Source organism: Rahnella rivi (assembly GCF_019049655.1).
Lineage (GTDB): Bacteria > Pseudomonadota > Gammaproteobacteria > Enterobacterales > Enterobacteriaceae > Rahnella > Rahnella rivi.
Genome location: NZ_JAFMOX010000036.1, coordinates 1 through 14,006 on the forward strand (window position 1 = coordinate 1; position 14,006 = coordinate 14,006).

Here is a 14,006-nt window from a genome sequence, read left to right on the forward strand (position 1 = left end):
AGTTAGGAGTTAGGAGTTAGGAGTTAGGAGTTAGGAGTTAGGAGTTAGGAGTTAGGAGTTAGGAGTTAGGAGTTAGGAGTTAGGAGTTAGGAGTTAGGAGTTAGGAGTTAGGAGTTAGGAGTTAGGAAGTATGATGTAATAATTCACATTGCATAGATACGAATAGTGCATAGCGTAAAAACAATAAAAAGCTTATTCAAGTAATAACCAATACTTCACACTTATGCGTTGTGACATACGCCCTGAGTAAATCATACAAAGACTGGCATGCCTTCAACGTTTTTGAGAGAGGTGCAGTAATCGATAGAATTTGTCACTTATGAAGTATGAAGCATGAAGCATGAAGCATGAAGCATGAAGTATGAAACATCATTTATTCAGTCACATAGTTTGTTATGCCTGAGCTTAAAACCCACAAAAACACATTTCACATTTCATACTTAGTATTTCATAAGTAACCAAAGCCATAGTAGGGCGGTGTTAAGTGTGACTTACTACTTAATACTTATCATCTAATAATGATTAAACCCACTGAGTAATTAACCGGAGACCCTGGATTGAGAGTGTTCTTGGAACGTTGAGCTCAATGGGAGACGTTGGAAAGGAGAGAAGGCAGTAAGGAACACGGTGGCTAAGGAAATGTATGAGATTATTCAAAACAGCATTGGTAGCCGCTTGGTTACCAATGCTGCTTGGTATCAAACTTTTTTAAGGTAAGTATCCAGGGCATCACGAATGATTGCACTTACGCTTTTCGGGCTAATACCATTACGCTTATTATGCAGGGCAAGATCTTCAATCTCTCGCAGCGTGTTCTGAGGTAAAGAGATAGTTGTCCTTGTCAGAATTTCCTGAGCAGGTTCAGCAACAACTTTTTCGTCACCATAAGGGCGGTCGGCCAGTCTGTTAGCCAGAGCGTCAGCTTCAGCTTCTGTTACGACTCGGCGATTTGAAAATGGGGGTTTTTTTAAGGCCATCAAAATACCTCATTCAGCAATGCCAGAACTTCTGCCTTGGCTTTTTCGTTAGATGTCTCGAGTACAGATTTACCTTCTGACATAACATCACGGTAAACCTTCCGGTAACATGCTGTGGAGGTCAAAGGAATGAGCCCTTCAAACTCACGCACATACTCCAGAAACTCATGTCGTTCGTTACCCTGCAACAGCGGGTTAGTCGTTGCCATACTTTGATAGCAGTAGGCCTTAAGCTCAGGATTCAAATCGCGCATACTTTCCAGCTGCTGCTGCAGTTCAACCATAGTATCCAGGTCTAACTGTGAACACTGGTGGGGCGCGATAATCTGATGGGCAACGGTACCCCCTGTGATCAACTCCCGGCTATTGCGTCCCGCAACGTCCACGATGACATGAGCAAACTTTTCATCCAGGCTTCTCAGCGTTTGGGAAATGTTGTCTCGTTTCTCAATCAGGGTAATGGATGGAGTGATGCCTGAGGCTTCGCGCTCTGCATACCATCTTGAAGCAGAACGCTGAACATCAGCATCGACGAGACAAACGTCCTCTCCACGAAGAGCCAGACCAACCGCCAGATTGATGGCCGTTGTTGTTTTTGCAGCACCGCCTTTATTGCATCCAATAATCGTGATCATTTGTCACCTGTGATATCGAAAGTAGCATTTCCTAAATGATAACTCATAAAATATATATGTGAAGTATTATCGAGTAATTATCATGTATGAAGTAATACTTATTCATATGGATTTTTCCTTCAATAAACAATAGTTACGGCGTAACTTCGCAAGAAAATAAATTTTAGCCTTTATAAACATGTAGTTAACCATAACCCAATTGCCGACCTGAGCCCTAACCGCATACTGTGGGCTTAGAGTAAATTAAGTCGAACCGCGAGATTCTAACCAGAACATTGCCGGCAGAGAGTGCTTCCCAGCATCAAGTTCTACATTTCATCAACAAGAACCCTCCGTATGCATGCGTAAGAAATACCGCTTCCATTTAATCCCCCATGACTCCATCAGTAAGAAAACGCTCCGTCATATTCCAGACATATTTAAAGTAAGGCATAAGAAACGTTGGGAACTGGAGGAGTAGGGGGGGAAATTTTTGTTTCCTTGCTGATCAGGAGCCTAAGACTTTTCTAAGCATAAGCCCTTCACAAGCTAAAGAACCCATGATTATACTGTATGCGTAAGGGTCTTACCCTGTGGTGGTGTTGTAGGATTTTGGTTGTTCACCAAACAATGGGAGATGCCACTTGAAAAATGCTGCTGTTGTCATCAGAAATTACACTTCTGCTTTTCCTGACCCCATTTCGATAACGAAGAATGATACTGCCGTTATCATCCATTGTGACCTTGAGTATCCTGGATGGGTATGGATAACACTCCCCTCAGGAAAAGCCGGATGGGCTCCCCAACAAATATTTTCCCCCTCAGCTCCAATGAAGTTATGTGTCTTGGAAATTACACCGCGCATGAATTATCAGTCAGCTGCAACGAGAAAATTACTGTCATCAAGTCTCTGAACAGCTGGTACTGGGCGCTCAAACACACAAGAGAGTCTGGTTGGGTGCCAGAAGAATGTGTAAATCTTCTAAGTAGCTAATCAACTTGGAGCGCTTTCATGGACGAAAAATCCCTCTATGCCCATATCCTTAACCTGTCCGCACCGTGGCAGATACAATCCCTTTTTCTTGATGAACAATCTGGTTCAGTGACGGTCATTGTCGGCATTGCTGAGCACACACAATTGACCTGTCCAACCTGCGGTAAATCCTGCTCCATAATGATCACCAACGTCGTAAATGGCGTCATCTCGATACCTGTCAGTTCACCACCCTGGTTGAGGCGGATGTACCCCGCGTTGACTGCTCTGATCACGGTTGCCAAACTCTGCCGGTTCCCTAGGCAGGACCAGGTAGTCGCTACACTTTGCTGTTCGAAGCCTTTGTTCTCGCACGGCTGAAAGTTAGCACCGTGGATGAAGTCGGCTTCAAGAAAGGACACCAGTACGTCACTGTTATCTCTGACCGGCAGGGGCGGGCCTTGAACCTGACAGATGATCGCAGTGTAGAGAGCCTTGCCAGTTATCTTCGCAGCCTTAGATATCACCAGCTTGATGAGATAAAAACGCTGTCGATGGACATGAACATGGCCTACATCAGTGCAGCCCGCATCCATCTCCCCAAGGCCGTGGATAAAATCGCCTTCGATCACTTTCATGTGGCAAAAATGCTGTGCGCCGTCATTGATAAAACCCGCTAGGCTGAGATGAAATAAATCCCGTCGTCAGACCGAAAAGGTGCCCACCCTCTCGCTATCTGTGGTTTTACAGCAAACAAAATCGCCACGGGCGTAGGGCTGAGAGGTTAGAAGTTGCCCGGCTGGTGTTACCCCAAACGAGCCAGTGTTGGGTAATGAAGGAGCTTGCACGCGATCTGTGGCATCGCCGCTGTGACGACCATAGTCGTAAACATTGGCAAGAATGGATGACTATGGCCAAAGATACCGGGATTCCGCTCATGGCCAGCGTTGCCCGCATGGTGGCAAAGCGCCTTTACGGCATCCTGAATGCAATGAAAAACCGGGTATCGAGCGGCAATGCGGAGTCTCTGAACAGTAAAATACGGCTACTCAGGGTCAAATCAAGAGGCTTCAGGAATAAAGAACGGTTCAAACTGGGCGTGCTGTACCACTATGGAAAGTTAAATATGAGGTATTGAACGATCGGAATAAGCAACCAAAACTAGGCTGCTTATTAATTTACTCAAAGTGGATGAATAACTTCTACTTCATGCTGGAAAACATATGGATCAGACAATAAGCGAAATTTATCATCGTCGAGATAGTTGACAGCCACATGGTAGTCGTTACCCGCGAAAGCCTTAACCGCCTCAATATCTTCCCAATATGTTGCAAGGAAAAAATGTTCCCAGCTTCCTTGAGTAACTCTTTTTACAAAAGCACCTTTGTTACCCTCAATCCCCTTAGAATGTCTCACACCAGTTAAATCAAGATGTGCATCGAAACCCTCAGCGTGTTCAAGCGGTACACATCCATGCCATGTCCTTACGATCATTGTTCTTCTCCAGCGAAAGTTGGACTAATAACTTAACTGAAAAAGACAGGGTCGATCAAAACATATCCGTGAACCCACCATGAGCGGGGAAGACCCATGTATAAACAGTATTTAGTGAGTATCAATCATGAATGTCTTTTACCCAACACCTGAGCCTTTGAAGCTGCTGACCCCTTTCTTTCAAGATAAAGTTCAGGCTGGATTTCCCTCGCCGGCTCAGGATTATATTGAGAAGGGCATTGACTTAAACGAGCTCTGTATAAATCATCCAGCCGCCACTTACTTTGTGATGGCCACAGGGATGAGTATGGTTGATGCGGGCATTTACGAAGGTTCGATGCTTGTTGTGGACAGGATCGAGAAAAATTTTATCATCTCGTTGATTGAGTATGAGCACGCGCTTCCCGGGAGCGACGTTATAACGGCCAATCGGAATGTCATCGATGCCGCCTGCGAATTCTCTATCAGGGGAAAGCACATCGATATAGTGAGAACGCGGTTCATACTGGGTAAATCGTCCAAACATACATAAAGAGCCCTCAGTTAGAATGATAAGTATAGACGGTACACATGCTTAGAGGATTTCAAATAGCGGCACGACTAAGCGCCCAAAATAGTGGATAAACCGTTTTGAGGATAAGTGTCAGCGCACAGTGCCTAAGGGATCTTATAAGGAGTGTTTCACGAGTATCAAAGCAGAAGTGACAGTGTCTCAAATCCCTCTACAACAATCTTTTACCTAAATAAATTAGATATTCGATACATCCACTATAGAGAGCATTCTCTTTGAGTCGGCACATATATCCACTATGGTAAGTAGAAACCACTACAGCGAGTGATATCCACTAGAGTGTGTAGAAAACCACTGTAATCAGTAACAGCCACTATGATGAGTAATAACCACTATAGAGAGCAAATAGCGAGAGAACGTAATAAGTTAGCAACCACTGACTCAGAGGCTATATAGGGTTGCGGGTTAGTGACTACTAGGGGGGTAAGGTCGAAACAAGTAAATAACCACTACAGGGAGTAGATATTACTGATAATAGTGGTTAGCTGAATTTTATAATGCCCGGCTTGCTGTTTGCAGTGGATAGTCTGCTCACTACAGTGGTTGGCTTGCATACCACAGTGGTTAAAGGAAAAAACCCTGCTAAAAACTTCCAGCAGACTTGAGGCCACAGGGAATATGAGGGGGTTGAAACTATCTTTTGGACTGGCGAAGTTGTTCAAGTAACTCAAGCTCTTCTTTGGTCAGCATGACCATCTCACGCGGCTCTGTTGAATCGCTATCCTTCTCAGCGGGGACATCAATGATATGTTCCTCGTCCAGGACATCGTACACATCGTCACTAATACCAGTAGGGATCTGAGCCGGCCTCAATTTTGGCCGCCTGTAGTGGATACAGAAGTATACAGCTTTACCACGTTTAACCTCCGTATAATCGAGATAGCCGATAGCCTTAAGTTGTTCCATCGCCTTACGAACAGTTGCGTTCTGTGTGATGGCTCGGGATGTCAGATTAAGACGAGCGCGCAGGCGAGACATGGAAATCGGAGCGGGATCTGTCGGAAGACTTTCGATGAAAGTATAGAGGGCCTGAGCAGACTCTTTGCGGGAGAGTTCATTGATCGCACGAAGCTGGAGAAGAACTTTTTTATCAAACTGATACAGTTCAAAAATCTTCGGATCTGCCTGCAGTTCTACGGCATCCTTCTTCGGGCTGTATTTTGCTGACTGAACGAGGTGGGTAACGTAATAGTCCCCCTCTTTATTCGAAAAAGACAAGGTGTTAGTTGCGATACGCTCAAGAGAGGCTTCCAGACGCGCCCTGAGCTTCGCTGAGGAGCGTGCTGAGGGAATACCACATAATTTAGCGAACTCAACAAAAGGCAGGTATACAGAGTCTCCCAGGACCTTATGCTTGGCAAAAGCATGGATGATCCCAACCCAGGTCTTGAAATCGTTGTCCATATCAAGCCGTGCACCGGTGATCTTAATGTTCTCATATCCTTCAGACTTCACGATCGAAAGCTGCTTCAGCTCAGAAGTGACATCCATTGAGTTCATCTGACCCTTACGGCCGCGGGCAGTAGACTTCAAAGTGGGTACAAATAAGCCCAACCGCATCAATGCTACAGGCTGAACAGTGTTATTGCTGTTAGGAACCAGAGTAACAAGTTCACCCGTTCGCTTATCGGTTTCAGAGAAAGCCTTTGCTATCTCTATGTTTTTAGGCTCATTTTCAGACATTATCAGCTCTCACAAGGAATGTGGATAAGAGACTCGTAATACACAATACAGTGGATACTAACACTCACTATAGCGGTTTTACCACAGGTCATAGTGGTTAGTTTGCTTTTCACAGTGGTTGTTTTACTGACTACAGCGGTTAACTATCTTCATTTTACCCAGATACCGCAAGGCCTGCAGAGGATCGGGGATCTCTTTGGGTCTTATAGGTTCTATAAGGATCTTATTATTGGATCGAAGCATAGGATAACTTTAAAAACAGAGCTTTAAGTTTATCGATAAAGATCCACGCAGTGATAACAACCGAGAACCCACTCTGTGATTAAACTGTGAGCATTATTTTGACCACATCAATCACCTTGAGGATTATTTCTAGGTTTCAGCGACTTATCAAAGTCATTTCTAAGAACACTGTCCACAGCTCGATTGCAGATTTACTCACTGTAGTGGTTTTAACTTCCTCACCAGCGAAGTTAATTTACCTTTCATAGTGGTTATTATGCTCAGTATAGCGGTTAGTTTACTTCTCATAGTGGTTAGCAATGCCTATTAAGCCCTTGTAGAACGTGGCTTACAGAGGAGTGGGGATCTCTTTTGATCTATTAGATGATCTATATAGGATCTTATTATTGGATCTAACCTGTGGAAAAGTGGATAACATATGAATAAAGAAAAGCGCTCCAGGCTGAATCAATTAGTTAAGTACTAAAGTGATCTCCTCCCTGAAAACAGTGCCAGCCTAAACTAAAGTATCCGGTCTTTCTTTCATCTCACTGAGAGGCATATCAACCATGAAAAAGACCCGTTATACCGAAGAACAGATAGCATTCGCCCTTAAACAGGCCGAAACAGGCACTCGGGTGGAAGAAGTGTGCAGAAAGATGGGTATTTCTGAAGCCACTTTTTATAACTGGAAGAAAAAATTTGGCGGTATGGGCGTAACAGAACTGCACCGTTTACGGCAGCTTGAGGACGAAAAACAACAGCTTAAGCATCTGGTGGCGGACCTCAGTCTGGATAAGGAAATGCTCCAGGATGTCATTCGAAAAAAGTTCTGAGGCCCATTCAGAAGCGTGAAGCTGTGACTTACCTGCTGGACGCCTATCGTATCGGGCTGCGTCGTGGTTGCCGTTTAATGATGCAGAGTCGCACGGTATACCTCTATCGCAGTTGTCGTGATGACAGGGCCCTGACTCACCGGATATAGAGAAATTGCGGAGACACGGATCCGCTATGGTTGCCCGCGCATTCATATTCTTTTGCGCAGGGAAGGCTGTTTAGGAAAGAATTGCAACCCATACAATATGGCTATGGGGATCTGTTAACTTCATGATTGAGAGGGAGATATTATAATATTTTAACCAACGCCTTACTGGATTTTGAAGCCTAATGAGGTTATAATTTCTCATAATGTGAGGCTTTTTTGAAACTTAAAATGGTATGAGCTACTATCTGATGCTAGTTAGGAATTTTAAAATGGCTCGGTATTTAGCGTAACCATTACAAGCGCCTTCGTACTAAAATGACCATAAAACATGCTTGTTATATTAATTTTAAAATTGAAAAGGTGAGGATCATGAAAAAGTTTATGTTTGTGTTAGCAGGTTTGATATTGTCTTTGTTAGTCATACACTACTCCCCACTTAATCCTTTAGGAAGCCAGTATACGGCTCATCCTCTCTTAAGTCTTGTCGGCAGCTTGCTTCTGGTATGTTTTATGCTCAAAGCTGGATCGTGGATCGCAGAAAAAACCAATTCAAATCATAAAGATAGCGTTTGACTCCGTATTTCCCTATAAAAGCCATTTTAAAATGGCTTTTATAGATTAATTAACGATGATTTAAATCATTCAACCTGTCTGAATCAGTAATGCTGACAATGCAGTTTTTTAGGGCTGAAAAATGATAGGCGACGCCTCAGAAATACCCAAAATTAAAAAAAAACCATTGGTTATAATATTTTTTTACCTATTGTTTACCATCTCTCCTTATATTCTAACGAGTTATTTTCAAGTTGGGTTTGACGACGCAATAATATTTATGCTGATTTGTCAACTATCTCTTTCCACGTACATTTATAAAAATTTTTCAAAAAAAATAAACGGCATTAACTTTAGTTTTTCGGCCTCCCAAAGCAATGTCATTACACTTTTAATTTTACTGCTATTTTGCTTTGTAGCCTCAGAGTTAATTCATATCCACAGCGAGCGGTCTGGGTATGATAGCACTCCTGTTACTATCCCCCTCTTCATCGTGCTAGTCTTTATTGCCCCATTATATGAGGAGGTTTTTTTTAGAGGATTTATATTGGGTGTTATTAATTTGAAATCCAATAACAACAGGCTGGTGAGTTGTTTAGTAACTACGTTTGTTTTCTGTGCATTTCATTTCAACTCTTACGAAATCTATCAACAGTTGAATATTTTTATTTCTGGATTGTTGCTTTATTACATAAGTATACGCACTGGCGGGCTTCTTTATCCTGTCATTTTACACTCATACATGAACTTTTTGAGTTTAACGTTGCAGTAAGCCTTTTCACAGTTTTTGAGCAAAATGCTCTTAATTACCCTAAAGTGATTATCACTTTAGGGTAAATTAGCTTAATAAAGACTATTCACCAGCCTTTACCAATGGCATTGACCATTAACACTGTTAGCATTGGAGTCGCCGCCAAAAGCGCCGCCGCGACCGCCATTATCGGACAGGCATTTACTTGCATTTTTAGCCACACCCACCGCCATTTTCCCTGCGTTAGGAAAACCTTTTGCCAGAGCACCAAAAACCCCATTTGCGCACTCAACCGTTCCAGGACCACCGTAAATATGAGCAGGCGCATTTTGAGCCATATGGCTCCAAGAAGATTGATTGCGTTGGTTGTTTCGACTACTGCCGCCTTCGTAATTAGAGTTAGCATTTCCGCCTGCGACTAAAGCTAATTCAGATTGAGAAAGTTCTTTTATCATTTTTTACCCTCGTTATGATTAGATTGTTTTCTACTATAGATTTGGTCTCCACCAAAAAAATCTTTAGCAGTGATGCGGACACTTGCAACAGGAGAAAGTCTATAACCCTTTTTTAGCTTTTTACGAATACACATATCCATTCCATATAAAGAATGAAATACAAAGCAAAAACACGTCTGTACTGTGATAGCTTTCTCTTTTCGTAAACCTCGTCATCAAAATGTCCAAAGTAGTTATACGCCAAAAGTAAGCTTTTTGTCAGTTTATAAATATTTAGTTACATTTCGTTTCGGTTTTTTAAAATTTTGTCAAAATCCATTTTCTTTTGTATTTGTCGATTTGCGCGTAAACAATATGACAAGGTTTATTTTTTTTATAAGCTTCTGAAATGTATTAGAATATTAATTCACTGAGTTTATCCTAACCCGACGTATGTTCGGTGGCAAAGGACATCAAACATAACAGTGATACCATTCTGGACTGGATATAGCCCGATTCTACGTGATGACCCAAGATTGGATCTCATTTGCGACCAAGTTCGCAGAGGTTGAAAGAGATAAAATGTCTGGCCAGAATGGCAAGCATTGAGGATTTACATGCTCCTGCATAAGTAAATTTCAGTATGAGACGTTAAATGGGCTTTTAAAATAACATTTGTTGTAGCAACGTAAAGTTATGTAATAATGAAGGTGATGCATCACTTACCCACTCGATAAGGACGTACAGACCGTGTTTCGCCAGGAAGCGATCGATAATCAGAAAATGAAATGGCGTGGTAGAGCGCTTCTCCTGCCCGGAATTCCCCTTTGGGTTACCGCCTCCTTATGCCTCATCTTTATTACAGCCTTCCTGACCTTTATTATCACTGTAAACTACACCCGCAGAGTCAATGTCACCGGAGAGATTAGTACATATCCGCGCGTGGCTAACGTTTATTCTGGGGTTCAGGGGGTGATCGTCAAAGAATTTGTGACTGAGGGACAGGTTATCAAAAGAGGCACGCCTATATATCAGATTGATGTGAGCAAAAGCACACGCAGCGGCGTTGTCAGCGATAATCAACGCCGGGATATCGAGGACCAGCTGGAGCGCATTGCACAAATTATCAGCCGGCTGGAAAGCAGTAAAAAAGACACGGTCGGGATGTTGGAGAAACAGAAATCACAATATACCGCTGCTCTCCAGCGTTCCACAGACATACTCAGGCGCGCTGAGGAAGGGCTTCGTATTATGAAAGATAATATGGAAAATTACCGGCGTTATCAGACGAAGGGGCTTATTAATAAGGATCAGCTAACTAATCAAGTGGCACTTTATTATCAACAGCAGAATAATCTGTTGGGTCTTTCAGCCCAAAACGAGCAAAACGCCCTACAGATCACCGCGCTGGAAAGTCAAATCCACACACAAGCCTCAGAGTTTGATAACCAAATTTATCAGATGGAACTGCAGCGCTACGAACTGCAAAAAGAGCTGGTGAATATTGATGCCGGAGGCAACATCATTGTCCGTGCTCTGGTTGACGGCCGTGTCGACTCCCTTAGCGTCACCGTAGGACAAATGGTCAACGTCGGCGACAGCTTGCTGCAGGTGATACCGCCCAGCATTGATCACTACTCTCTGGTAGTTTGGGTACCCAATGATGCTATTCCCTATATTTCCCCAGGGGACCGGGTCAACATTCGCTATGAAGCCTTCCCTTCGCAGAAATTTGGGCAGTTTTCCGGCACGGTGTCAGTGATTTCCAAGGCACCGGCGTCCCCTCAGGAAATGCTGACCTATCAGGGGGCGCCTAAAGCAGCACTGACTTCTACAATCCCTTACTACAAAGTTATCGTCAGACCCGAGAAGCAGGCCATTAGGTATAATGGTAAACGCCTTAGCCTGGAAAACGGCATGAAAGCCGAGAGCACGCTATTTTTTGAAAAAAGGAAAATATATCAGTGGATGTTATCACCGTTCTACGACATGAAAAACAGCGCGTCGGGACCGGTCAATGAGTAGGCTCTCTGTCAAAAAACTACTCGGAAAACTCGACATCCGGCTTCGGCAACGCGTCCCGCTGGTTCATCAAACGGAGTCTTCTGAGTGTGGCCTCGCTTGCCTGGCGATGATCTGTGGCCACTATGGTAAAAACATCGACCTGATTGCTCTGCGTCGGCAGTTTAACCTCTCCGCGCGGGGCACCACATTATCAGGATTAACCGGCATAGCAGAACAGCTTGGCTTATCCTCACGTCCTCTGTCACTGGATATCGACGATCTTAGCGCACTAAAAATGCCGTGCATACTGCACTGGGAGTTTAACCATTTTGTTGTTCTGGTAAACGTCAGGCGTAATTACGTGGTGATACATGACCCGGCAAGAGGCCGCAGAGCGATTACGATGGCCGAGTTGTCGCACAGTTTCACAGGCGTGGCAATGGAGGCCTGGCCAGGAGCCGCTTTCAAAGCAGACACCGTGCAAAACCGGCTTAGTCTTAGCACGCTTATGGGCAGCGTACATGGGCTAAAAGCCACGCTAGGTAAGATTTTTTGTCTGTCACTGGTGATAGAAACCATCAACCTTGTGATGCCGGTGGGTACACAACTGGTGATGGATCATGCGATCCCTGCTGGCGATCGCGGACTGCTGACCTTGATCTGCGCGGGGCTGCTGTTTTTTATTCTACTGCGGTCAGCAGTCAGCATGGTGCGGGCCTGGTCTTCCTTGGTCATGGCTACCCTCATTAACGTACAGTGGCAATCCGGGCTGTTCAACCATCTGTTAAGACTTCCCTTGGGCTACTTTGAACGTCGTAAACTGGGGGATATTCAATCTCGATTTGGCTCATTGGATGCATTACGCAGCACCTTCACGGCCAGTATTGTCGGCGCCATTATGGACATTATCATGGTGGTCGGCGTACTTGTGATGATGATTTTATACGGGGGAGGATTAACCTGGATAGTTATAGCCTTCACTGCCCTGTATGTGCTACTTCGCCTGCTGACCTACGGTTATTACAGACAACTGTCAGAGGAGTCTTTAGTCAGAAGTGCCCGAGCCGGCTCATATTTCATGGAAACCCTTTACGGCATCGCGACTGTCAAAATGCAGGGGATAGCAGAAAGACGGAGCGCCCACTGGCTCAATCTGGAAATCGATACCATCAATACCGGGATCCGAGTGACTAAGATGGACATGCTGTTTGGCGGCATTAACACCTTTGTCTCTGCCTGTGATCAGGTGGTTATCTTATGGTTGGGAACCAGCCTCGTGATCGATAACCAAATGACTATTGGTATGTTCGTCGCGTTTGGCGTTTTTCGCGGACAGTTCTCCGACAGAATTGGGTCGTTGACCAATTTCTTACTGCAATTGCGCATGATGAGCCTGCACAACGAGCGGATTGCCGATATTGCCCTGCATCCGCAGGAAAACCGTAAGCCTGACCTCCCTTATGAGGCTCGCCTGCAGCCGATGTCGCTTGCAACGCGAGAGCTTAGTTATCGTTATGACAGCCAGTCTCCGCCCATTTTCAACGGGCTGGACATCACTATCGCTCCTGGTGAAAGTGTGGCTATTGTTGGGCCGTCCGGTTCGGGCAAAACCACCCTGATGAAGGTTCTTTGTGGGCTGTTTTATCCTGATAATGGCAGGGTCGAGGTGAACGGAATCGATATTCAGCAGTTGGGTATCAACAATTACCACAAAATGATCGCGTGCGTGATGCAGGATGACAAGCTGTTCTCCGGCTCCATCCGAGAGAATATCTGCGGCTTTGCTGATGAAGTGGATGAAGCCTGGATGCAGGATTGCGCCCGAGCCAGCTACCTGCATGAGGTCATCAAGCAAATGCCCATGGGGTACGAAACCCTGATCGGTGAATTAGGAGAAGGGTTATCAGGGGGGCAAAAACAACGACTGTTTCTAGCCCGGGCGATTTACAAGAAACCTGCAGTCTTGTTCTTAGATGAGGCTACCAGCGCCCTGGACAAGGAAAGTGAGGCGATGGTGAATCTCGCGATCAAAGCACTAGACATCACAAGGATTATCATTGCTCACCGAGAAACGACGATAGCGTCGGCAGACAGGGTAATATATCTGGATAATAATGATCTGTATGATGAATAACGCTTCTGGAAAAGTATTTATAGTTTCCGGTATAACTTGCTGAAGTATAAATTAGTTGCTACCCATTCCTAGACGTTTTAGGTGATATTGAAGGAAACCCCAAGAAAAAGATGAGTTGCTTAAATAATATTTTTAAAGTTATGATAAAAAACATCCATAACTATCATTCAAAATAATAGGTATGCTTATAACAATATAAAATTTAATTTTAATTAAAAAGTGATTCTGATCACAAAAATAAATTTACATTTCTTTAATAATGGGGTCTCACAAAACAAAGTAGTTGTTATGAAGCTGATTGATCCTAGCATGTTAGACCAAGTATCAGGCAGTGGAAGTGGAAATGATACATCTAGTCGCACCAATAACCGTGGCGGCTCAAGCCGTGGTGGTGCGCCAAATACCTGTGCAAATCAAGTTGGAATGAATATCATTATTGGAGCAGTTGTTGGCATATCGGGTGGGCCACCAGGGGTTATTGTAGGTGCTACAAGTGCCGGTTTAATGACAGGTGTATCTTGCGCTGGTGGTAATGGCAGTCAAGGTGGTGCCTTCGGTGGAGACAGTAATAGCAATAGTGTAAACGGGCAATGCCACTGGTAAAAAAATTGC

At 44.2% G+C, this 14,006-nt stretch carries 13 protein-coding genes and 2 pseudogenes; 9 read left to right on the forward strand and 6 right to left on the reverse strand.

Annotated elements, in window-relative coordinates:
- Window positions 1-698 precede the first annotated feature (698 nt).
- Together J1779_RS00945 and J1779_RS00950 are read right to left on the reverse strand one after the other, a co-directional pair.
- Window positions 699-977, reverse strand: coding sequence for a ribbon-helix-helix domain-containing protein (locus J1779_RS00945; RefSeq protein WP_120509974.1), 279 nt, complete (start codon window positions 975-977; stop codon window positions 699-701).
- A complete protein-coding gene (locus J1779_RS00950; RefSeq protein ID WP_217202610.1) occupies window positions 977-1,612 on the reverse strand; it encodes an AAA family ATPase in 636 nt (211 codons plus the stop codon). The genes J1779_RS00945 and J1779_RS00950 overlap by 1 nt, the downstream gene beginning before the upstream one ends.
- Before the next feature lie 623 nt (window positions 1,613-2,235).
- Between J1779_RS00950 and J1779_RS00955 the strand changes: the two genes are divergently transcribed.
- The 3 genes and pseudogenes from J1779_RS00955 to J1779_RS00960 all read left to right on the forward strand — a co-directional run bounded on the left by J1779_RS00955 (window position 2,236) and on the right by J1779_RS00960 (window position 3,702).
- Window positions 2,236-2,505: an SH3 domain-containing protein gene (locus J1779_RS00955; protein ID WP_238485006.1), complete on the forward strand. Its 270-nt coding sequence runs from the start codon at window positions 2,236-2,238 to the stop codon at window positions 2,503-2,505.
- Window positions 2,502-2,585, forward strand: a complete 84-nt coding sequence (locus tag J1779_RS25450; RefSeq protein ID WP_238485011.1) for a hypothetical protein — start codon at window positions 2,502-2,504, stop codon at window positions 2,583-2,585. Before J1779_RS00955 ends, J1779_RS25450 begins: the two co-directional genes overlap by 4 nt.
- 18 nt (window positions 2,586-2,603) lie before the next feature.
- Window positions 2,604-3,702 (forward strand): annotated as a pseudogene (locus J1779_RS00960) (ISL3 family transposase).
- 44 nt (window positions 3,703-3,746) lie between these two features.
- On the opposite strand, the gene J1779_RS00965 reads toward J1779_RS00960, so the two are convergent.
- Window positions 3,747-4,058 (reverse strand): hypothetical protein, encoded by a 312-nt coding sequence (locus J1779_RS00965; RefSeq protein WP_217202611.1) that lies wholly within the window; start codon window positions 4,056-4,058, stop codon window positions 3,747-3,749.
- 127 nt (window positions 4,059-4,185) lie between these two features.
- Between J1779_RS00965 and J1779_RS25695 the strand changes: the two genes are divergently transcribed.
- Window positions 4,186-4,590 (forward strand): S24 family peptidase, encoded by a 405-nt coding sequence (locus J1779_RS25695; protein WP_338019844.1) that lies wholly within the window; start codon window positions 4,186-4,188, stop codon window positions 4,588-4,590.
- A gap of 672 nt (window positions 4,591-5,262) precedes the next feature.
- On the opposite strand, the gene J1779_RS00975 is transcribed toward J1779_RS25695, so the two are convergent.
- Window positions 5,263-6,312: a RepB family plasmid replication initiator protein gene (locus J1779_RS00975; protein ID WP_217202612.1), complete on the reverse strand. Its 1,050-nt coding sequence runs from the start codon at window positions 6,310-6,312 to the stop codon at window positions 5,263-5,265.
- Window positions 6,313-7,103: 791 nt separating this feature from the next.
- Between J1779_RS00975 and J1779_RS00980 the strand changes: the two are divergent.
- Window positions 7,104-7,592, forward strand: a pseudogene (locus tag J1779_RS00980) (transposase); the annotation flags it as partial.
- A 759-nt stretch (window positions 7,593-8,351) separates the two neighbouring features.
- Entirely contained in the window at window positions 8,352-8,843 is a 492-nt protein-coding gene (locus tag J1779_RS00985; protein ID WP_238485013.1) for a CPBP family intramembrane glutamic endopeptidase, read from the forward strand.
- Between the two features lie 95 nt (window positions 8,844-8,938).
- On the opposite strand, the gene J1779_RS00990 is transcribed toward J1779_RS00985, so the two are convergent.
- Window positions 8,939-9,277: a hypothetical protein gene (locus J1779_RS00990; protein WP_217202614.1), complete on the reverse strand. Its 339-nt coding sequence runs from the start codon at window positions 9,275-9,277 to the stop codon at window positions 8,939-8,941.
- Window positions 9,274-9,411: a hypothetical protein gene (locus J1779_RS00995; protein WP_217202615.1), complete on the reverse strand. Its 138-nt coding sequence runs from the start codon at window positions 9,409-9,411 to the stop codon at window positions 9,274-9,276. The genes J1779_RS00990 and J1779_RS00995 overlap by 4 nt, the downstream gene beginning before the upstream one ends.
- Window positions 9,412-10,006: 595 nt before the next feature.
- Between J1779_RS00995 and J1779_RS01000 the strand changes: the two genes are divergently transcribed.
- The 3 genes from J1779_RS01000 (at window position 10,007) to J1779_RS01010 (ending at window position 13,997) form a co-directional block, all read left to right on the forward strand.
- Window positions 10,007-11,281: an HlyD family secretion protein gene (locus J1779_RS01000; RefSeq protein WP_217202616.1), complete on the forward strand. Its 1,275-nt coding sequence runs from the start codon at window positions 10,007-10,009 to the stop codon at window positions 11,279-11,281.
- Entirely contained in the window at window positions 11,274-13,394 is a 2,121-nt protein-coding gene (locus J1779_RS01005) for a peptidase domain-containing ABC transporter (protein WP_217202617.1), read from the forward strand. The genes J1779_RS01000 and J1779_RS01005 overlap by 8 nt, the downstream gene beginning before the upstream one ends.
- Window positions 13,395-13,682: 288 nt before the next feature.
- Complete coding sequence (locus J1779_RS01010) at window positions 13,683-13,997, forward strand: hypothetical protein (protein ID WP_238485007.1); 315 nt, start codon at window positions 13,683-13,685, stop codon at window positions 13,995-13,997.
- Window positions 13,998-14,006: the final 9 nt, after the last annotated feature.